Raw genomic sequence first — 20,089 nt, forward strand, 5'->3', positions numbered from 1 at the left:
GAAAAAAAGTAAGTAGCTGTGTTATCTCTAGTCGAGTACGAAACGGAAGCCCACCCCGGGCCCCGGTTCCACGACCCACTCACACCCGCTTGTTCGGAGAACCCCATGGCCACCCTCCTTCACATCGACTCGTCCGTGTTCCCGGGCTCCGCTTCCGCCTCCCGCGCGGTGACGGACGCCTTTCGCAAGGCATGGGAGGAGCAGCACCCCGACGGCACGGTGATCTACCGCGACCTCGCCGCGAACCCCGTGCCGCACATCACCGCCGACGCCCACACCGCCGGTTTCGCCGCACCGGACACCCACACCCCCGAGCAGGCGGCCGCATTCGCCGACCGCGTGCGGCTCATCGAGGAGCTGGAGCAGGCGGACGCGATCCTGATCGGCGCGCCCATGTACAACTTCGCGATCCCGTCGACCCTCAAGGCATGGCTGGACAACGTGGTCCTCATGGGCCGCACCGCCATGGCGGAGGAGTCGAAGGTGAAGGGCACCCCGGTCACCGTGGTCGCCAGCCGTGGCGGCTCCTACGCACCGGGCACCCCGCGCGAGGGCTACGAGTACGTGCAGAACTACCTGGAGGCCCTCCTGCGCGACATGCTCGCCCTGGACGTCGACTTCATCGTCCCGGAGCTCACGATGGCGCCGCACAACCCGGCGATGTCCGAGCTGGTCCCCCTCTTCGAGGCCTCCCGCAGCAAGGCCCTCGACGACGCGGCCGCCAAGGCCAAGGAGCTCGCGGAGCGCCTCGCCGCGTAACCCCTCGCCTGTCCGGCGGGGGTCCGGCACCACCCCACCCGCGCCGTGTGATTGTCCTCACCCCGGATGATCACACGGCGCACCCGCCGCCCCGCGGACAACGCAAAAGCCCCGCAGGTCCGAAGACCTGCGGGGCTTCCAGCTGTGCGCGAGGGGGGAGTTGAACCCCCACGCCCTTGCGGGCACTGGAACCTGAATCCAGCGCGTCTGCCTATTCCGCCACCCGCGCATTGGGTGTGTCGTCCGTCTCCCACCAACTGGTGCGAGCGCCTGCCGACATCGAGAAGATTAGCACGCTGCCAGGGGTGGAATCACATCCCTTTCCGGCGGCCCCGCGGCCGCGCCCGGCAGGGCTCCCACGCAGGCCACGTCCCCCGTACCGACGTCGGCGCACGTCGTACGTCTCAGCCAGAACCGGTTCACGTATCAACCTCGTACCGGTCCCGGGCATCTCCCCAGGAGCCGGACGGGACGCACGGTCAGGTGCGGGACACTGGTTGTGGGGCGCCTCTACGATCCTTGGCAGGAGTACTGCCGGGAGGAGTTCGAAGAGGTGTCCCGGAGGGAACCTCGGGAGGGGACTTCGGAAGGCGTCGACAACCCGTCGACCGGGCCGACAGGGGGAACCAGCCGATTTCCCGACGCGTGGATACGATCAGTAAGCAGTACGAGCAAGACCCGCAGGACCAGCGGGGTCGGCAAGACCCGCAGGACCACGAAGCCAACAGCAAGCTGTACCAGGACGGCTACGAAGGAGGAGGTGCCCCATGGGAGTCCTGAAGAAGTTCGAGCAGCGTCTCGAAGGTCTGGTCAACGGCACCTTCGCCAAGGTGTTCAAGTCCGAGGTCCAGCCCGTGGAGATCGCGGGAGCGCTCCAGCGGGAGTGCGACAACAACGCGACCATCTGGAACCGGGACCGGACCGTCGTCCCCAATGACTTCATCGTGGAGCTGAGCGCGCCGGACTTCGAACGCCTGAGCCCCTACTCCGGCCAGCTCGGCGACGAGCTCGCCGGCATGGTGCGCGACTACGCCAAGCAGCAGCGCTACACCTTCATGGGCACCATCAAGGTCCACCTGGAGAAGGCGGACGACCTCGACACCGGTCTGTACCGGGTACGCAGCCGTACGCTCGCCTCCTCCAGCAACCAGCAGGCTCCCGAGCGCGCCCCCGCGGGCCCCGCTCCGGCGGCTCCGCGCGGCCAGGGTGGCTACGGCTATCCGCCCGCGGCCGCGCCCCCCATGCCGTCCGCGCCGCCGCCCGGTGGCCGGCCGGGCCCGGCCGCGATGGGACAGCCGATGGGCGCACGCCCCCCGGCCGGCCCGCAGTCGGGCGCCCGTATGCGGCACTGGATCGAGATCAACGGCACCCGCCATCAGATCTCCCGCCCGACGCTGGTGCTGGGCCGCAGCACCGAAGCCGACGTGCGGATCGACGACCCCGGCGTCTCGCGCCGGCATTGTGAGATCCGGACCGGAACGCCCTCGACGATCCAGGATCTCGGGTCCACCAACGGCATCGTGGTGGACGGGCAGCACACCACCCGCGCTACGCTCCGCGACGGCTCGCGGATCGTCGTGGGCAGCACCACCATCATTTACCGGCAAGCCGAAGGGTGAAGCGGGGGCAATGTCAGAGCTGACCCTCACGGTCATGCGGCTGGGTTTCCTGGCCGTACTGTGGCTGTTCGTGATCGTGGCCGTGCAGGTCATCCGCAGCGACCTGTTCGGAACGCGCGTCACACAGCGCGGCTCGCGCCGGGACGCCAACAGGCCGCAGCAGGCCGCGCGCCAGCCCGCTGCGCCGCCGCAGCAGCGCCAGCAGGCGGCACCGAGCGGCGGCGGCCGACAGCGCCGCGGCGCCCCCACCAAGCTGGTCGTCTCCGAGGGCACCCTGACGGGTACCACGGTGGCCCTGCAGGGGCAGACCATCACGCTGGGCCGCGCGCACGACAGCACCATCGTGCTGGACGACGACTACGCGTCCAGCAGGCATGCCAGGATCTACCCGGACCGGGACGGCCAGTGGATCGTCGAAGACCTCGGCTCCACCAACGGCACGTATCTCGACCGGAGCCGGCTGACGACTCCCACGCCCGTACCGCTGGGCGCGCCGATCCGCATCGGCAAGACCGTCATCGAGCTGCGGAAGTAGTACGACAATGAGCGAGCGGAGCGAGCACGCAACGGCGGTCCACACGACGGGCCCCGGCGCGCTCCCGACCGGAGGGTGGGCACCGTGCGGATGTACCCGGAGCCGACGGGCGAGGTGCGCATGAGTCTGTCACTGCGCTTCGCCGCCGGATCGCACAAAGGCATGATCCGCGAGGGCAACGAGGACTCGGGCTACGCCGGTCCCCGCCTGCTCGCGATCGCCGACGGGATGGGCGGCCAGGCCGCCGGCGAGGTCGCCAGCTCCGAGGTGATCTCCACGATCGTCGCGCTCGACGACGACGTGCCCGGATCCGACATCCTCACCTCGCTCGGCACCGCCGTACAGCGTGCCAACGACCAGCTCAGGATGATGGTCGAGGAGGACCCCCAGCTCGAAGGCATGGGGACGACCCTCACCGCGCTCCTGTGGACGGGCCAGCGGCTCGGTCTCGTACACGTCGGCGACTCGCGTGCGTACCTGCTGCGGGACGGCGTACTGACGCAGATCACGCAGGACCACACCTGGGTGCAGCGCCTCGTCGACGAGGGACGCATCACCGAGGAAGAGGCCACCACACACCCGCAGCGGTCGCTGCTCATGCGCGCGCTGGGCAGTGGCGACCACGTCGAGCCCGACCTCTCCATCCGTGAGGTCCGCGCCGGTGACCGGTACCTGATCTGCTCCGACGGACTGTCCGGGGTCGTCTCCCATCAGACGATGGAGGACACACTCGCCAGCTACCAGGGCCCGCAGGAGACCGTGCAGGAGCTCATCCAGCTCGCGCTGCGCGGCGGCGGCCCCGACAACATCACGGTCATCGTGGCCGACGTCCTCGACATCGACTCCGGGGACACCCTCGCCGGGCAGCTCTCCGACACTCCGGTCGTGGTCGGTGCGGTCGCCGAGAACCAGCACCAGCTGCACGACAACGGCGCCATGCAGACACCCGCGGGCCGCGCCTCCAGCCTCGGCCGTCCGGTGCCCGGACAGGGTGGCGGCGGCGAGTTCGGCCCGCCCGGCAGCGGCGACACCACCGGCTATGTGCCCACGGGTGGCTTCGGCGACTACTCCGACGAGGACTTCGTCAAACCGCGCGCCGGACGCAAGTGGCTGAAGAGATCCCTCTACATCACGCTCGCGCTCGCCGTCATCGGCGGCGGCCTGTACGGCGGCTACCGTTGGACGCAGACGCAGTACTACGTCGGCACCAAGGACGAGCACGTCGCGCTGTACCGGGGCATCAGCCAGGACCTGGCCTGGGTCTCGCTCTCGAAGGTGGAGAAGGACCACCCCGAGATCGAACTCAAGTACCTGCCGCCGTACCAGCAGAAGCAGGTCAAGGCGACCATCGCCGAAGGCGGCCTGAGCGACGCGCAGTCGAAGGTCGACGAGCTCGCCGTACAGGCATCCGCGTGCAAGAAGGACGCCGAGCGCCGCGCCGCCGAGAGCGAGAACAACTCCAAGACCGGTGAAGGCCAGGCCGGCGGGACCACGGGAACCACAAAGACCTCCCTGACGTCCAAGGCCACGTCCAGCCCGACGCCGACTCCGACGAACTCGGCACCGTCGTCCTCCAAGTCCACGACCGCACCCACTCCCACACCCGGCCCCAGCCTCTCCGACGAAGAGCAGAAGCTGGTCTCGCTGTGCGGTAAGCAGTAAGCAGCCGTGAGGGGCCCTGTCACACGATGAGCAGTAGCACGAACACGCCGACGCACCACACGTCCACGATCGGCTCGATCGGCACACCGAGTCGACGCAACACCGAGCTGGCACTCCTGGTGTTCGCCGTCGTCATCCCGGTGTTCGCCTATGCCAATGTGGGCCTGGCGATGAACGGCTCCGTGCCGTCGGGTCTGCTGGGTTACGGCCTCGGCCTCGGCCTGCTCGCGGGAGTAGGCCACCTCGTCGTACGCAAGTTCGCGCCGTACGCCGACCCGCTGCTGCTGCCGCTGGCGACGCTGCTGAACGGGCTCGGCCTGGTGATCATCTGGCGTCTGGACCAGTCGCCCCGGCTGCAGCAACGCGCCAAGACCCTGTTCGGCGGATTCAGCCCGGACGCCCCCAAACAGCTGATGTACTCGGCACTCGGCATCGCGTTCTTCGCCTTGATCATCGCGTTCCTCAAGGACCACCGGATCCTGCAGCGCTACACATACATCTCCATGGTCGTGGCGCTTGTACTGCTGGTCGCACCGGTGTTCTTCCCCGCGGTCAACGGCGCCAAGATCTGGATCAGCATCGGCGGATTCACGATCCAGCCCGGTGAGTTTGCGAAGATCATCATCGCGATCTTCTTCTCCGGCTACCTCATGGTGAAGAGAGACGCACTCGCACTCGCCAGCCGCCGGTTCATGGGCCTGTACCTGCCGCGCGGCCGTGACCTCGGACCGATCATCACCGTGTGGGCGATCAGCCTGCTCATCCTCGTCTTCGAAACCGACCTCGGTACATCGCTGCTTTTCTTCGGCATGTTCGTCGTCGTCCTGTACGTCGCCACCGAGCGCACCAGCTGGATCGTCTTCGGTCTGCTGATGTCGGCGGCCGGCGCCGTCGGCGTCGCCAGCTTCGAGCCGCACGTCCAGCAGCGTGTCGACGCCTGGCTTCACCCCTTCTCCAAGTCGGTGATGGCGCAGAGCGACCAGATCGCGCAGTCGCTCATGTCCTTCGGCTCAGGCGGCGTCCTCGGCACCGGCCTCGGCCAGGGCAACTCCGACCTGATCGGATTCGCGGCCAACTCCGACTTCATCTTCGCCACCTTCGGCGAAGAACTCGGGCTGGCCGGTGTCATGGCGGTCCTGCTGATCTACGGGCTGGTCGTGGAGCGCGGAGTCCGCACGGCGCTCGCGGCCCGCGACCCCTTCGGCAAGCTGCTCGCCGTAGGCCTCTCCAGCGCCTTCGCCATCCAGATCTTCGTGGTCGCGGGCGGCGTCATGGGCCTCATCCCGCTGAGCGGCATGACGATGCCGTTCGTCGCGTACGGCGGCTCCTCCGTGATCGCCAACTGGGCCCTAATCGGCATCCTCATCCGCATCAGCGACACGGCACGCCGCCCCGCGCCTGCCCCCGCCCCCAACCCCGACGCCGAGATGACCCAGGTGGTCCGCCCGTGAACAAGCCCCTGCGCCGGATCGCGATCTTCTGCGGGCTGCTCGTCCTCGCCCTCCTCATCCGCGACAACTGGCTCCAATACGTGCAGGCCGACGACCTGCAGAGCAACGTGCACAACCGCCGCGTCGCCATCGAGCGATACGCCCAGCCACTCGGCGACATCATCGTGGACGGCAAGTCGATCACCGGGTCCACGAAGACCTCGGGCAGTGACTTCGAGTACAAGCGGACGTACAAGGATGGCCCGATGTGGGCGCCCGTGACCGGCTACGCGTCGCAGGCCTTCGGCACCAGCCAGCTGGAGAACCTCGAGAACGGCATCCTCACCGGCAACGACGACCGGCTCTTCTTCCGCAACACCCTCGACATGATCACGGGCAAGAAGAAGCAGGGCGGCAACGTCGTCACCACCCTCAACGACGCGGCGCAGAAGGCCGCCTACCAGGGGCTGGGCAACAAGAAGGGCGCCGTCGCCGCGATCGACCCGAAGACCGGCGCGATCCTGGCGCTGGCGTCCACTCCGTCGTACGACCCGTCGACGTTCTCCGGCAACAGCACCGACACGGACACGAAGGCCTGGAACAGGCTCCAGAAGAAGAACAACCCCGACGACCCGATGCTCAACCGGGCGCTGCGCGAGACCTACCCGCCGGGCTCCACCTTCAAGGTCGTCACGGCCGCCGCTGCCCTGGAGAACGGGCTGGTCCCCGACGCGGACACCAAGACGGACTCGCCGGACCCGTGGACCATGCCCGGCACCACGACCGTGCTGCCCAACGAGGGCAACCTTCCCTGCAAGAACGCCACCCTGCGGGTCGCGCTCCGAGTCTCCTGCAACAGCGTCTTCGGCAAGGTCGGCTCGGACCTCGGCAACGACAAGATGCTGGAAGAGGCCAAGAAGTTCGGTTTCGGCTCCGAGCAGTTCACGCCCGTCCGCTCCAACGCCTCGGTCTTCTCCGACGGCATGAACAAGTCGCAGACCGCGCTGTCCTCGATCGGCCAGTACAACACCGCCGCGACCCCGCTGCAGATGGCGATGGTGGCCTCCGCGGTCGCCAACGACGGCACGCTGATGAAGCCGTACATGGTCAGCGAGCTGAGCACCCACAACCTGGACGTCATCGAGCACACCGACCCGCAGAAGCTGAGCCAGCCGCTCTCCCAGAAGAACGCACAGGTCCTGCAGTCGATGATGGAGACGGTGGTCAAGTCGGGCACCGGCCAAAACGCCCAGATCAACGAGCAGGGCGTCACCGTCGGTGGCAAGACGGGCACCGCCCAGCACGGCATCGACAACAGCGAGAAGCCGTACGCCTGGTTCATCTCGTACGCCAAGCTCAGCGACGGCAGCTCGCCGGTCGCCGTGGCCGTGGTCGTCGAGGACGGCAGCGCCAACCGTGACGACATCTCCGGTGGCGGCCTCGCCGCCCCCATCGCAAGGGACGTGATGAAGGCAGTCATCGACAGCAAGAAGTGACCCCGCTCACGTCCCCTTCACATCGGTGCACGTTGCGATACCGGTCCTGTATCGGGTGACGGTTCTGGCCAGGTCACAGAAGCGGAGCCGGGTACGGTATGCCCGGACAGCACACCGCCGGACCACACAAAGGTGCGGTCGGGACCGACGGAGAGGGCTGGTAGGTAGCTATGGAAGAGCCGCGTCGCCTCGGCGGCCGGTACGAGCTGGGCCAGGTGCTCGGCCGTGGTGGCATGGCGGAGGTCTACCTCGCGCATGACACCCGGCTCGGCCGCACCGTGGCGGTGAAGACGCTGCGGGCGGACCTCGCACGCGACCCGTCGTTCCAGGCCCGGTTCCGCCGGGAGGCCCAGTCGGCCGCCTCGCTCAACCATCCCGCGATCGTCGCCGTGTACGACACGGGTGAGGACTACATCGACGGGACCTCCATTCCGTACATCGTGATGGAGTACGTCGACGGGTCCACGCTGCGAGAGCTGCTGCACTCGGGCCGCAAGCTGCTGCCCGAACGCGCCATGGAGATGACCATTGGCATCCTCCAGGCGCTCGAGTACTCGCACCGCAACGGCATCGTCCACCGCGACATCAAGCCGGCGAACGTCATGCTGACGCGCAACGGCCAGGTCAAGGTGATGGACTTCGGCATCGCCCGCGCCATGGGCGACGCCGGCATGACGATGACGCAGACAGCCGCGGTCATCGGCACGGCCCAGTACCTCTCGCCGGAGCAGGCGAAGGGCGAGCAGGTCGACGCCCGCTCGGACCTCTACTCGACCGGCTGCCTGCTGTACGAGCTGCTGACGGTCCGGCCCCCCTTCATCGGTGACTCCCCGGTCGCGGTCGCGTACCAGCATGTACGGGAGGAGGCCCAGCCGCCCTCCGTCTTCGACCCCGAGATCACGCCCGAGATGGACGCGATCGTCCTGAAGGCCCTGGTCAAGGACCCGGACTACCGGTACCAGTCCGCCGACGAGATGCGCGCCGACATCGAGGCCTGCCTCGACGGCCAGCCCGTCGCGGCCACCGCCGCCATGGGCTCGGTCGGCTACGGCGGCTACCCCGACGACCAGCCGACCACGGCCCTGCGCTCCACGGACGCGGGCGCCACGTCCATGCTCCCCCCGATGAACCCGGACGACAGCGGCTACGGCTACGACGACCGCCCCGACCGCCGCCGCCAGAAGAAGAACAACACCTCCACGATCCTGCTGGTCGTGGCGGGCATCCTGGTCCTCGTCGGCGCGATCCTGATCGGGAAGTGGGCGTTCGGGGGCGGGGGCACGAGCAACGACTCGTTCGATGCGCCCAACTTCGTCAGCCAGACGTTGACCGACGCCAAGAAGATGGCGGAGAACCGCGATCTGACGCTGTCGACCACCAAGAAGCCCTGCGAGAAGGAACCCAAGGGCAACGTCTGCTCCCAGGACCCGGTCCCGGGGACGCAGGTGAAGAAGGGCGACACGATCAATCTGGTGGTGTCGACGGGGGCGCCGAAGGTGGCGGTGCCGAGCGTTCTCGGCAAGAAGCTGGACAAGGCCAAGCAGATCCTCGAGGGCGACAAGTACCAGTTCAACGTCGAGACGACGTACCAGGAGTCCACGGAGGACCCGGACACCGTCCTGCAGCAGGACCCGAATCTCGGTGACGAGGTGCAGAAGGGGTCGACGATCACCCTCACCGTCGCCAAGGCGAAGAAGCAAGTCACGGTCCCCGACGTCACCGGCAAGACCTGTGACCAGGCGACGCAGCAGATGACGCAGAACAACCTCGTCGGCGAATGCACCGAGGTCGAGACCAACGACCCCAACCTGGTCGACAAGGTCATCCAGACGACCCCGGCGGCCAACAACAAGGCCGACCCCGGCTCCAAGGTGCAAATCCAGATCGGCAAGGCGGCGCAGCAGCAACAGGTCACGGTGCCGAACCTGACCGGCCAGCGCCTCAAGGACGCCAGGAAGGCCCTGGAAGACTTGGGTCTGACGGTCGGCAATATCAACGGCTCCCAGGACGACAACGCCTTCGTGATCGCCTCGGACCCCGGCGCCAACCAGCCGGTTGCCGTCGGCACCGTGATCAATCTGTCCACTACGGGTCAGAACAACGGTGGCAACGACAACGGCGGTACGAACATCTTCGGCGGCACCACCGGATAGGCCCGCACCAAGGACTGGTCTCGGGCAGCCGATAGAAAGGCCCCGGCACTCTTGAAGAGTGCCGGGGCCTTTCTCATGTCCGGCGTCCCGCATGCCCGGTGTCCCACACGCGAGTAAGCCCTCGGAAAAAAGTTGATCAACTTCTCGCCCATTGATAATGTCTGGGTCGGGCGGGAAAGTCTCCGCCCGACCAGATCCGGGGGTAGAAAAATCAAAAAGCGAATTCTGACCGTACTCGGCGCCGCGTGCTCTCTGGCATTCCTCGCGTCGGGAACAGCTTCCGCGGGAACCAACAGCGGCTGGGTCTACACGACCGACTGGGATCCCGGTGGCCAGGGAGCCTTCGGTCACGACGGCGACTGCCTGACGGTTTACGACAACCAGAAGGACGGTTACAACGTCGAGATCCACGTTTTCCGCATGAGCACCTACGAGACTCTTGCCGAGCTCCACACCACTCAGGGTGGCGGTTCCCACACCTACCAGTGCTTCCCGAGCAAGGTTCCCGAGAACATCAAGGTCGGGGTGCGGGTTTCGCTCATCAAGAGCGGAGACAAGTTCAGCGGATTCAAGTACAACGTCATCAGCTGATCCGCGCGATACGACTGAACAACTCGAATAAAGCGCGTTAGCCACCGGGCCCGAAGCCGCAAGGGGAATTGCGGCTTCGGGCCTTCGTCATCGTAGGGATGACTGCCTCCTCGCAGGAGGGCTGTCGTTCAGCGCAGTTCCTTCGGCGGCGTCCGGTCGCTGTCCACCTTGTCCACGCGCTCCAGTTCGCCCCACACCACGTAGCGGTACCGGGATGTGAACACCGGCGTGCAGGTCGTCAGCGTGATGTAGTGGCCGGGCTTCTTCTTGCCGGACTGCTTCGGGACCTGCTGAAGGACCTTGACGTTGTACTTCGAGGTCTCCGGGAGAATGTCGTAGACCTTGTAGACGTACCACTTGTCCCTGGTCTCGAAGACGATCGGGTCGCCCTTTTCGAGCTTGTCGATGTTGTGGAACTTCGCGCCGTGGCCGTCGCGACGTCCTGCGATCAGACAGCCCACCCGTCTCGGGGAAGCTGACGGCGTCCTCATCGCGCCAGGCTCTGGCTCCGCGCAACAGTTGATCGACCACTCATGCGAAGCCCGGCCACATCTTCACACATGCCCCTTCGTTAAAGGGTTGGGGTGGGGAAACAGAGCTCCGCCCTGGCCACACGGCCACGACACAAGTAGACGGGGCAGAACGTGATCAACGAAGCGGCTCTCCTGGAATCGAAGACCCTGCGGGACAGCACCCTGGAGCGCACGGAAGCGCTCGACAGAGTGAAGGCGCTGTCGCTGCTGCCGGACGGTATGCATGTGACCACGGCTATGGTCGCGACGTACTTCGAAGTCGCAGAGACAGTGATCAATAACTTGCTCAGCCGCCATCGGCAAGAGCTCGCCTCCAACGGACTGCGCGTACTTCGTGGCTCTGACCTGCGGGAATTTCAGGAACTCAACTTGAGTTTTTCTTCCGGAGGTTATCCACAGCGGCGCTCCAGCCTGGCTCTCTGGTCGCGCCGCGCGGTCCTCAACGCCGCCATGCTGCTCCGAGACAGCGAGGTCGCACGTCAGGTGCGTGAGTACCTCCTCGACATGGAGTACCTAGCGCGTACGCAGCCTGTGGACAACTCTGCTCGCGCGGACAGAGTCTCCCTCGACGACCACATCGACGAACGCATCGCCCACGTACTCGGCAAAACCGTCGTCCCGATGTTCAACGCCCTCATCGAGACCTCGGGCGAACACCGTCGCGAACTCATCGCGCTCCGAGACGACATCGAGAACGTCGAGCGCAAGCTGTGCTGGCATCACCGACGGATCAGTGGCCTGGAAGGAGAAGCCCCTGTGGATGCCGTCAGGGCGTCCATCAAAGCCATGACCTGGCAGGCGTTCGAGCGTCATGTCGCCGACCTGTTGCGTCGCGACGGCTGCACAGAGGTCGTCGTACGGCAGGCCCGCAGTGACCGGGGTATCGACGTCACGGCGTGCATGCCCGACGGACGTACCGTGGCTGTCCAGTGCAAGAACCGCGAGGGCCGCTCGTCCGTTCCAAGCGCCGACATGCAGAAGTTCGCCGGCGCCGCACGGACCATCAGCCCCGTGGATGTGGCCCTGTTCGTCGCCACCTCCAACTTCAGCAGCGAAGCGCAAGCGATCGCTGATCTGAGCGGGATCATCACCGTAAACCGCGACGAGCTGGAGGCGTGGAGCGCCGGGGTGCGTCTCAAGGCCCTGCGCTAGGGCACACAGGGAACGAACGAAGAGGGCCCGAAGTCGCAAAGGCAAGTTGCGACTTCGGGCCCAGCTCATGTTAGGCGTGACAACACGTCACGCTAACTGAGTTCCTTCGGCGGCGTCCGGTCGCTGTCCACCTTGTCCACGCGCTCCAGTTCGCCCCACACCACATAGCGGTACCGGGACGTGAACACCGGCGTGCAGGTCGTCAGCGTGATGTAGTGGCCGGGCTTCTTCTTGCCGGACTGCTTCGGGACCTGCTGAAGGACCTTGACGTTGTACTTCGAGGTCTCCGGGAGAATGTCGTAGACCTTGTAGACGTACCACTTGTCCCTGGTCTCGAAGACGATCGGGTCGCCCTTTTCGATCTTGTCGATGTTGTGGAACTTGGCGCCGTGGCCGTCGCGGTGGGCGGCGAGGGTGAAGTTGCCGTTCTTGCCGTTCATCGGCAGGGACGCCTTGACGGGGTCGGTGTAGTAGCCGGCGACGCCGTTGTTGAGAACATTGGTCGACGTGCCCTTCTCCACGAGGACCTCGCCGTTCTTCATCGCCGGGACGTGCAGGAAGCCGATGCCGGCCTTGGTGTCCAGCGCCCCCGGGCCGCCCTTGTCCTGCGCCCAGTTGTCGCGGACCTTGTCACCCTGCTTGTGCGCCTCGCGGTCCGCCACGACGTTCGTCCACCAGAGCGAGTAGGCGACGAACAGGCCGAGCACCAGACCCGCGGTGATGAGGAGTTCGCCGAAGACGCTGACCGCCATCGCGACGCGGCCGGAGCCGCGGCGTCGCGGTGCGGGCGCGGCCGATCCGGCCCCGGCCGCGGATTCGGCACGCTCGTCGTGGTCGGTCCTCGCTGCCACTGTGCATCTGCCCCGTCTGGTCTGTCTCAGGTTGTCTCACGTGCCGTCGTGCTCTCGGCCGACGACGTGCTGCCGTGCGCTCAGTTGACGAGCGCGTCCGGCTTGCCCTTGCTGCGCGGCCGGTCCTCGACCATCTTGCCCCAGACGATCATCCGGTACTTGCTGGTGAATTCCGGCGTGCAGGTGGTCAGTGTGATGTAGCGGCCCGGCTTGGTGAAAGTCGACCCCTTGGGTATCGGATCGAGCACGCTCGTGTTGCTCGGACTCGTCACCGGCAGAATCGACGTCATCTCGTAGACGTAGTAGTCATCCTGCGTCTCGACCACGATCTCGTCGCCCGGCTTGAGCCGGTTGATGTACCGGAACGGCTCGCCGTGCGTGTTGCGATGCCCCGCGAGCCCGAAGTTGCCCGTCTTGGCGTCCGGCATCGCGGTCTTGGTCGCGCCCTCGCCGTAATGGCCCACCATCCCGCGGTCGAGCACCTTCGTCTTGTTCGTGCCCTCCGCGATCGGCGCGACCACGTCCAGCTTCGGGATGTGCAGAATGGCGAACCCCTGCCCGGGCGCGAAGGTCCCCGGGTTCCGCTTGCCGTTCGCCCAGTCCTGCTGGAGGTGGTGCGCGGCGCTGCCCGCCTGTTGGTGCGCCCGCACGTTCGACCACCACAGCTGGTAGGTCACGAACAGCAGCATCACCACGCCGGTGGTGATGAACACCTCTCCGAGCACCCGGCTCACGATGACGCCGGCACTCGGCTTCCGCGCCCGGGCCGCCCGCCGGGCCTCCATACGGCTGAGAGGCGCCTCAGCGGCCTTCTCCGCCGACTCCTGGGGCTCCTGCGACTCCTGGGGCTCCTGAGAGCCCCCGCGCCGCCCATGGCGCCGTGCCGCCTTGCGCCGGGCCGCACGGCCTCCTGGCGCGGGCAGGGACCCGCTCCCCGCCACGCCCGCGCTGCTTCCCACTATTCGGGGCGTCTCCGGGATACGCAGCGCCACCGTCTCGTCGTCCAACGGCAAGGGCGCGACGACGGGTTCCTCGTGGGGAACGACGACCGGTTTCTCGTAGGGGATCGCCACCGGTTCCTCGTACGGCGGGGAGTACGTCTCCTCGTACGACGGCGACGTTTGCTGCAGCGGCTGCGGCTGCGGCTGGGCAGGGTCCTGCCCCGCGTACCAGTCGCGCGCGTACCCCTCCGGGTCGTACCACTCCTCCTGCCGAGCCGTCGGCCGCTGCCCGGGCAGCGGATCCGTCAGCGGGTCCGCGAGCCGCTCGACCGCCGCCTCGAACGCACCGGCGCCCGCGCCCTCGAACACGTCGGCGCCCCCGTACGCGGCCTCGCCGCCGTAGGGGGAGCTGTCGCGCTCGGGGCGCAGCGCGGTCACGCCGTGGCCCTGCCCACCACCGGGGCGAGCCCCGCCGACCTCGCCACGGCCACCTTGTCGCCGCACTCCATCAGCCAGTTGGCGAGCATCCGGTGTCCGTGCTCGGTCAGCACCGACTCGGGGTGGAACTGCACGCCCTCGACGGGGAGTTCGCGATGTCTGAGGCCCATGATGATGCCGTCGTGGGTGCGGGCCGTGACCTCCAGCTCGTCCGGCACGGTCTCCGGCTCGGCCGCCAGCGAGTGATAGCGCGTGGCCGTGAAGGGCGACGGCAGCCCCTCGAAAACTCCCTTGCCCTGGTGCTCCACGAGCGAGGTCTTGCCGTGCAGCAGCTCGGGCGCCCGGTCCACCACACCGCCGTACGCCACCTGCATCGACTGCATGCCGAGGCAGACACCGAAGACGGGGACGCCGGTCGCGGCGCAGTGCCGGACCATCTCGATGCAGACCCCAGCCTGTTCGGGAGCGCCCGGACCCGGTGACAGAAGCACCCCGTCGAAGCCGTCCTGGGCGTGCGCCGTCGACACCTCGTCGTTGCGCAGCACCTCGCACTCGGCGCCCAACTGGTACAGGTACTGGACCAGGTTGAAGACGAAGCTGTCGTAGTTGTCCACGACGAGGATGCGCGCGCTCACTGGTTGTCCACCGTCACGTCGTTGAAGGGAAGCAGTGGTTCGGCCCACGGGAAGACGTACTGGAAGAGCACGTAGACCACCGCGAGGACCAGTACGAGTGAGATCAACGCCCTCACCCACACACTCCCCGGCAGATGCCGCCAGATCCAGCCGTACATGCCGTCCCTTCCGTCGCACCACGGCACCGGAGTCACATCCCACACCACCGGACTCATGCCGTACTGCACCAGACTAACGGCGTAGAGCCCCGGGTTTCCCTGCCTCCACCGGCTGCGTGGAATCAAGGTGTGCCCAGACGATCAGCCGGTGGCTGTGTCCCCACTCCGGGTCGCACGTGGTCAGCGTGAGATAGCGGCCCGGCCGCGTGTACCCGGACTTACGTGGCACAGGGTCGATCACCTCAATGTCCGAGGGCACGGTTTTGTAAGGACCTTTGTCGATCCGGTACGTGAACCAGGTCGTCCCATCGGTCAGCACCACCGCGTCGCCCCGGCGCAGCTTCGGAAAGTCCTTGAAGGGATCGCCGTACGTGCGCCGATGGCCGGCCACCGAGAAGTTCCCCGTCTGCCCCAGCTGGGCCGTGCCCCTGTAGTGGCCGAGCCCCTTCTTCAGGACGCCCGTGGCGGTGCCTTCCAGCACGGGCTTGTTCCACGTGAAACCAAGCCGCGGGATGTACATCACCGCGAAGGGCCCACCGTACTTGTAAGGGCCGGGCGCGTTGGGGCTCTCGGTGGCACCTGTGCCCTCTGCGGGCGCCTTCGACTCCTGACCGACCGACCCCTTCGACCACTGCTTCTGCAGCACATCGATCTGGTGGTCCATCGCGCTGTCGGCCTTCACGCCCGTCCAGAACAGCACGTAGACCACGAAGAGCACGATCAGTGTGCCGACGGTGATGCACAGTTCGCTGATCGTCCTGACGACCACTCGCACCGACACAAGGTCCCCCCAGCGGCACTGCTTCAGCTACTCCACAGGCTTCGCGTAGTGGAGATCCACTGTGCCCGAGTAGCCGGGAAGAGTCACCGTCCCGTCCTCCTCGACTTTCCAGCCGAGCCCGTAGACGTTGACGTACACCATGTAGTTCTGGATCGCTTTGGAGGCGGCGAGCGCGTCCTGGAGCTTCTGCGGGTCACCCACGGCGGTGATCTTGTACGGGGGCGAGTAGACCCGGCCCTGGAGGATCAGGGTGTTGCCGACACAGCGCACGGCGCTCGTGGAGATCAGCCGCTGGTCCATCACCTTGATGCCCTTCGCACCGCCCTGCCACAGGGCGTTCACCACTGCCTGCAGGTCCTGCTGGTGGATGACCAGGTAGTCCGGCTGCGGCTCGGGGTAGCCGGGCAGCTTGGCCGTGGCGTTCGGCGGGGCGTCGTTGAGCGTGACCGTGACGGCCTTGCCGTTGAGCTTCTGGGTGCCGGCGTTCTCCTCCAGGGCGGCGAGCTTGGCGTCCTCGGCCTTGCTGCTGCCGTCCTCCCGCCCGGCGAGGGCGTCGACGTCGTCGCGCAGGGTGCCGTTGGACTCGTCCAGCGACGCGTTCTTGTGGCTGCGCTCCTGGATCAGGTCGGAGAGCTTCAGCAAGGACGTGTCCGTGCGGATATTGGTGCCCTTGGCCGTATTGAAGCTGGTGAAGAAAATGAGGCCGGCGAGAGCGAACACGGCCGCGGTAAGCACCCGTACGGGACGGAAACGACGCGTACCGGCAGGGCTGGAACCCGTCCCTGGGGTGTCGGCAGAATTGCTCAACGTACCCTTATCTCCTTCGGCGCCGCGGAAGCACTACGCTAACGGACGCCCGGGGGAGCGCTCAGTGTCCCCTTGTACGCTGCCCCGGAGCCCGCCCCAGTTCCCTGCGCGGCCACGCAGCGCATCGACAGGAGAGACCCTCGTGCCGAAGTCACGTATCCGCAAGAAGGCCGACTACACGCCGCCCCCGGCGAAGCAGGCGACCAACATCAAGCTGACCAGCCGCGGCTGGGTCGCACCGGTCATGCTGGCCATGTTCCTGATCGGCCTCGCCTGGATCGTCGTCTTCTACGTGACGGACGGATCCCTGCCGATCGACGCCCTCGACAACTGGAACATCGTGGTCGGCTTCGGCTTCATCGCGGCGGGGTTCGGCGTCTCCACTCAGTGGAAGTAGCGCCTCGGAGAGGCTCGGGAAGAGTCCTGGAAGCGTTCGGTAAGTAGCTCTGCCCAGGGATATCCACTGAGTTATCCACAGCAGTTGTCCACAGGTGGAAAAAGAACGACGATCTGTGGATAACTCATCCGAGGTTGACACCGGTGTGACTGACCTACCGGGATCCGCAAACCTGTTCGCCCCCTGTCCGACCTGGGAAAACTCGGGTCAGCGACAGGGGGCACAGCTGTTCCCGCACAGCGTGCACAAGATCCGCCACGATCTGTGGACAACAACGGTTCCTCAGGTGAGCCGGGCCCACTCTCACGTGAGCTGTGGGTTTCCTCAGGTGAGCTGAGCGGTCCTGACCAGCGTCGCGACCACCACGGCGACCAGGATCAGGGCGCTCACCCCGTACTGAGTGAGGTTCCGGCGCTCGCGCGGCGCGTGGACCATCGCGTAGCCGACGAGCACGCCTCCGATGAGGCCGCCGATGTGGGCTTGCCAGGCGATGTTGAATCCCGGGCTGAAGGTGAAGATCAGGTTGATCGCCAGCAGCGCGATGACCGGGCGCATGTCGTAGTTCAGTCGGCGCATGAGGACGGCGGTCGCGCCGAAGAGGCCGAAGATCGCGCCGGAGGCGCCGAGCGACGGCTGGTTGGGCGCGGCAAGGAGGTAGCTGAGCGCGCTGCCCGCGAGGCCCGAGACGAAGTAGAGGGTGAGGTAGCGCGCGCGGCCGAGGGCGGCCTCCAGGGGACCACCGATCCACCACAGGCTGAGCATGTTGAACAGGATGTGGACGTAGCTGCCGTGCAGGAACATCGACGTCAGCATCCGGTACCACTGGCCCTCGGCGACGCCCTGGAGCTGCCCGGAGAGCAACGCGCGTCCGAACAGGTCGAAGCGGTCGGTGAAGGCGTCGCCGACCGACATTTGGACCAGGTAGACGGCGAGGTTGATGCCGATCAGGATCTTGGTGACGAGCCGGGGGTCCGCGGTGACGGTGCCGCCCGCGAGGGTGCGGGGCTGAGTGGCCGCCGGGGAGTGGCCGGTGCCGGAGCCGCTGCGCACGCAGTCGGGGCACTGGAAGCCGACGGAGGCGCTGACCATGCACTCGGGGCAGATCGGGCGCTCGCAGCGGGTGCAGCGGATGCCGGTCTCGCGGTCCGGGTGCCGGTAGCAAGTGGGCAGGCTCCGGGCGTCCTGCGGTCCCTGATCCCGCGGGTCCTGCGGGCTGCCTGGCGCCTGGTCCATGGGGTCCCCTCAATCTCCGTACGACGGCTCGCGCGCGGACGCCGGGTCCGTGTGCGCAACGCACCGCCCCGTCCATCCTTACGGATGAACGGGGCGTTTGGTTCCCTGCGGGAGCCTTCGGACTCGGCGGTGCCGAGCCCCGGCGTGCCGTCGGGGCTCAGCCCTCGCGGGTCTCGACAACGACCGACTCGATGACGACGTCGTTGACGGGGCGGTCGGTGCGCGGGTTGGTCTGGGTGCCGGCGATGGCGTCCACGACCTTCTGGCTGGCCGGGTTGATGACCTCGCCGAAGATGGTGTGCTTGCGGGTCAGCCAGGCCGTCGGGGAGACGGTGATGAAGAACTGCGAGCCGTTGGTGCCCGGGCCGGCGTTGGCCATGGCCAGCAGGTACGGCCTGTCGAAGGCGAGGTCCGGGTGGAACTCGTCCTCGAACTGGTAACCGGGACCGCCGGTACCGTTGCCCAGCGGGTCACCGCCCTGAATCATGAAGCCGCTGATCACCCGGTGGAAGACCGTGCCGTCGTAGAGCTTGTCCGCGGACTTCACACCCGTCTGCGGGTTGATCCACTCACGCTCGCCCTTGGCGAGTTCGACGAAGTTCCGGACCGTCTTGGGCGCGTGGTTCGGCAGAAGCCGGACTTCGATGTCGCCTTGGTTGGTCTTCAGGGTGGCGTAGAGCTGCTCAGCCACGATCTGCCTTCCGTTGCCTTCTTTGACTTCCCGATCCTCGCACGGACCGGGCCACGCGTCGCCCGACCACCACCTCTGGGCGTCTATCCGTGCGTCGCGGTTACACAAAACCAGGCGAGTCCCGTCGGGGCGGGGGCGCATCGTGTCGATCCATGGCATTGTCGACGACAAGCTCCCGTTGCCCCGTATTAATCCGCTATTGCACGTGATCGACACCCGACCGGGTCCCGTTCAGGAGTCACCCGTAGTCAGTACGGGTGACCCGGATGCCCGTCCTCACATGCTCCGGACCTCGTGGGCGGGCATGATCCCGTTAAGGGTGGAAAGGTGAACTGTGTGTCATTGGGGGTACCCGAACCCCCGACGTACGCCACCGAGGAGGAGGAAAACCCGTGACCCGCATCGACAGCGTGCGCGCCGCGACCGGCTCGGCGAAGGACAGCGTGCTGCACGCCGCGGAAGTGGTGGCGCCTTACGCCGACACGGCCAAGGACAGGGCCTCGCACTATGCGCAAGAGGCACGTGTACGGCTCGCACCGAAGGTGTCGCAGGCCGCCGAACAGGCCCGAGTGCAGTACGACGCCCATCTCGCGCCGCGCCTTGAGCAGGCCCGTACCCATGTGCCGCCGAAGGTGGACCAGGCCGCCCATGAGGCCGCCACCCGTACGCGCAAGGCAGCTCGTCAGGCCGCCGACTATTCCAAGCCGCGGATCGAGCAGGCGGTGGCCGCGGCCCAGCCCGTTCGGGAGGAGGCCGCGCCGCGCGGTGTGGCGGCGCTGGCCGCGCTGCGCGGTCAGGTCTCGCCGAAGGAGATCCAGAAGCTGGTTCGGAAGCACGAACGGCGGGCGAGGGTCGGCCGTATCGCCAAGGGACTGGCCATCGCGGGAGTTCTGGCGGCCGGCGCCTTCGCCGCCTGGAAGTGGTGGGACAAGCAGGCCAATCCCGACTGGCTGGTCGAGCCGCCCGCCGCGACCGAGGTTCCGGCGAGTGATCGCCTGAGGTCGGTCGACGGCACCGGCCGGTCCGACCTGGACCCCGAGGTCCAGGCCAAGGAGGCCGAGGAGCAAGCGGCGGAGCGCGACGACCGCGGCTGAGCGCGACCTCACTCAACAGCGCCGTGGGGGGGGGGGGTGGTGTGTGGTGGGGGCCGCCCCGGGGGGTGGTGGGGGTGAGAAGGGGGTTGGTCCCAACAAAGGACGGGCGGGGGGGTGAGCAAATAAGACGGGG

General features: G+C 67.0%; 20 protein-coding genes and 1 tRNA gene. 11 read left to right on the plus strand and 10 right to left on the minus strand.

Features of this window, described 5'->3' with window-relative positions:
* Nucleotides 1-105 precede the first annotated feature (105 nt).
* Nucleotides 106-759, plus strand: a complete 654-nt coding sequence (locus tag ACIBK0_RS05785; protein WP_399075986.1) for an FMN-dependent NADH-azoreductase — start codon at nucleotides 106-108, stop codon at nucleotides 757-759.
* A gap of 145 nt (nucleotides 760-904) precedes the next feature.
* Here the strand turns inward: ACIBK0_RS05785 and ACIBK0_RS05790 are convergent.
* Nucleotides 905-988: transfer RNA gene (locus ACIBK0_RS05790), tRNA-Leu, on the minus strand.
* A 538-nt stretch (nucleotides 989-1,526) separates the two neighbouring features.
* On the opposite strand from ACIBK0_RS05790, the gene ACIBK0_RS05795 reads away from it, so the two are divergent.
* The 7 genes from ACIBK0_RS05795 (at nucleotide 1,527) to ACIBK0_RS05825 (ending at nucleotide 10,245) form a co-directional block, all read left to right on the plus strand.
* On the plus strand, nucleotides 1,527-2,378 hold the full coding sequence (locus ACIBK0_RS05795) for an FhaA domain-containing protein (RefSeq protein ID WP_399075988.1): 852 nt from the start codon (nucleotides 1,527-1,529) through the stop codon (nucleotides 2,376-2,378).
* Nucleotides 2,379-2,388: 10 nt separating this feature from the next.
* Entirely contained in the window at nucleotides 2,389-2,913 is a 525-nt protein-coding gene (locus tag ACIBK0_RS05800; protein WP_399075990.1) for an FHA domain-containing protein, read from the plus strand.
* A 90-nt stretch (nucleotides 2,914-3,003) separates the two neighbouring features.
* Nucleotides 3,004-4,575, plus strand: a complete 1,572-nt coding sequence (locus ACIBK0_RS05805) for a Stp1/IreP family PP2C-type Ser/Thr phosphatase (RefSeq protein ID WP_399076066.1) — start codon at nucleotides 3,004-3,006, stop codon at nucleotides 4,573-4,575.
* Nucleotides 4,576-4,601: 26 nt separating this feature from the next.
* Entirely contained in the window at nucleotides 4,602-6,026 is a 1,425-nt protein-coding gene (locus ACIBK0_RS05810; protein WP_399075992.1) for an FtsW/RodA/SpoVE family cell cycle protein, read from the plus strand.
* Nucleotides 6,023-7,501: a peptidoglycan D,D-transpeptidase FtsI family protein gene (locus ACIBK0_RS05815; RefSeq protein ID WP_399075994.1), complete on the plus strand. Its 1,479-nt coding sequence runs from the start codon at nucleotides 6,023-6,025 to the stop codon at nucleotides 7,499-7,501. The genes ACIBK0_RS05810 and ACIBK0_RS05815 overlap by 4 nt, the downstream gene beginning before the upstream one ends.
* A gap of 170 nt (nucleotides 7,502-7,671) precedes the next feature.
* Nucleotides 7,672-9,654, plus strand: coding sequence for a Stk1 family PASTA domain-containing Ser/Thr kinase (gene pknB, locus ACIBK0_RS05820; RefSeq protein WP_399075996.1), 1,983 nt, complete (start codon nucleotides 7,672-7,674; stop codon nucleotides 9,652-9,654).
* Nucleotides 9,655-9,786: 132 nt separating this feature from the next.
* The gene (locus ACIBK0_RS05825; protein WP_399075998.1) at nucleotides 9,787-10,245 is read left to right on the plus strand and encodes a hypothetical protein; all 459 of its coding nucleotides are present in this window, start codon (nucleotides 9,787-9,789) and stop codon (nucleotides 10,243-10,245) included.
* 128 nt (nucleotides 10,246-10,373) lie between these two features.
* Here the strand turns inward: ACIBK0_RS05825 and ACIBK0_RS05830 are convergent, their stop codons facing one another.
* Nucleotides 10,374-10,736, minus strand: a complete 363-nt coding sequence (locus tag ACIBK0_RS05830; RefSeq protein WP_399076000.1) for a sortase domain-bontaining protein — start codon at nucleotides 10,734-10,736, stop codon at nucleotides 10,374-10,376.
* A gap of 153 nt (nucleotides 10,737-10,889) precedes the next feature.
* Between ACIBK0_RS05830 and ACIBK0_RS05835 the strand changes: the two genes are divergently transcribed.
* Entirely contained in the window at nucleotides 10,890-11,930 is a 1,041-nt protein-coding gene (locus ACIBK0_RS05835; RefSeq protein WP_399076002.1) for a restriction endonuclease, read from the plus strand.
* 92 nt (nucleotides 11,931-12,022) lie between these two features.
* On the opposite strand, the gene ACIBK0_RS05840 is transcribed toward ACIBK0_RS05835, so the two are convergent.
* The 6 genes from ACIBK0_RS05840 to ACIBK0_RS05865 form a co-directional block, all read right to left on the minus strand.
* Nucleotides 12,023-12,781, minus strand: coding sequence for a class E sortase (locus ACIBK0_RS05840; protein WP_399076004.1), 759 nt, complete (start codon nucleotides 12,779-12,781; stop codon nucleotides 12,023-12,025).
* A gap of 80 nt (nucleotides 12,782-12,861) precedes the next feature.
* Nucleotides 12,862-14,160, minus strand: a complete 1,299-nt coding sequence (locus tag ACIBK0_RS05845) for a class E sortase (protein ID WP_399076006.1) — start codon at nucleotides 14,158-14,160, stop codon at nucleotides 12,862-12,864.
* The gene (locus ACIBK0_RS05850) at nucleotides 14,157-14,795 is read right to left on the minus strand and encodes an aminodeoxychorismate/anthranilate synthase component II (RefSeq protein WP_399076008.1); all 639 of its coding nucleotides are present in this window, start codon (nucleotides 14,793-14,795) and stop codon (nucleotides 14,157-14,159) included. Before ACIBK0_RS05850 ends, ACIBK0_RS05845 begins: the two co-directional genes overlap by 4 nt.
* Entirely contained in the window at nucleotides 14,792-15,010 is a 219-nt protein-coding gene (locus ACIBK0_RS05855; RefSeq protein ID WP_399076010.1) for a hypothetical protein, read from the minus strand. The genes ACIBK0_RS05850 and ACIBK0_RS05855 overlap by 4 nt, the downstream gene beginning before the upstream one ends.
* A gap of 16 nt (nucleotides 15,011-15,026) precedes the next feature.
* A complete protein-coding gene (locus tag ACIBK0_RS05860; protein WP_399076012.1) occupies nucleotides 15,027-15,728 on the minus strand; it encodes a class E sortase in 702 nt (233 codons plus the stop codon).
* Between the two features lie 33 nt (nucleotides 15,729-15,761).
* Nucleotides 15,762-16,541 carry a DUF881 domain-containing protein gene (locus ACIBK0_RS05865; RefSeq protein ID WP_399076014.1) on the minus strand — a complete coding sequence of 260 codons (780 nt, stop codon included), beginning with the start codon at nucleotides 16,539-16,541 and terminating at the stop codon, nucleotides 15,762-15,764.
* Between the two features lie 142 nt (nucleotides 16,542-16,683).
* Between ACIBK0_RS05865 and crgA the strand changes: the two genes are divergently transcribed.
* Nucleotides 16,684-16,938: a cell division protein CrgA gene (gene crgA, locus ACIBK0_RS05870; RefSeq protein WP_189187114.1), complete on the plus strand. Its 255-nt coding sequence runs from the start codon at nucleotides 16,684-16,686 to the stop codon at nucleotides 16,936-16,938.
* A gap of 324 nt (nucleotides 16,939-17,262) precedes the next feature.
* On the opposite strand, the gene ACIBK0_RS05875 is transcribed toward crgA, so the two are convergent.
* Both ACIBK0_RS05875 and ACIBK0_RS05880 read right to left on the minus strand, forming a co-directional pair.
* On the minus strand, nucleotides 17,263-18,171 hold the full coding sequence (locus ACIBK0_RS05875; RefSeq protein ID WP_399076017.1) for a rhomboid family intramembrane serine protease: 909 nt from the start codon (nucleotides 18,169-18,171) through the stop codon (nucleotides 17,263-17,265).
* A gap of 157 nt (nucleotides 18,172-18,328) precedes the next feature.
* Complete coding sequence (locus ACIBK0_RS05880; protein ID WP_399076019.1) at nucleotides 18,329-18,862, minus strand: peptidylprolyl isomerase; 534 nt, start codon at nucleotides 18,860-18,862, stop codon at nucleotides 18,329-18,331.
* A 392-nt stretch (nucleotides 18,863-19,254) separates the two neighbouring features.
* On the opposite strand from ACIBK0_RS05880, the gene ACIBK0_RS05885 reads away from it, so the two are divergent.
* Nucleotides 19,255-19,956, plus strand: coding sequence for a DUF5324 family protein (locus ACIBK0_RS05885; protein ID WP_399076021.1), 702 nt, complete (start codon nucleotides 19,255-19,257; stop codon nucleotides 19,954-19,956).
* Nucleotides 19,957-20,089 lie beyond the last annotated feature (133 nt).

It is taken from the genome of Streptomyces sp. NPDC050564, from assembly GCF_044457265.1.
Lineage (GTDB): Bacteria > Actinomycetota > Actinomycetes > Streptomycetales > Streptomycetaceae > Streptomyces.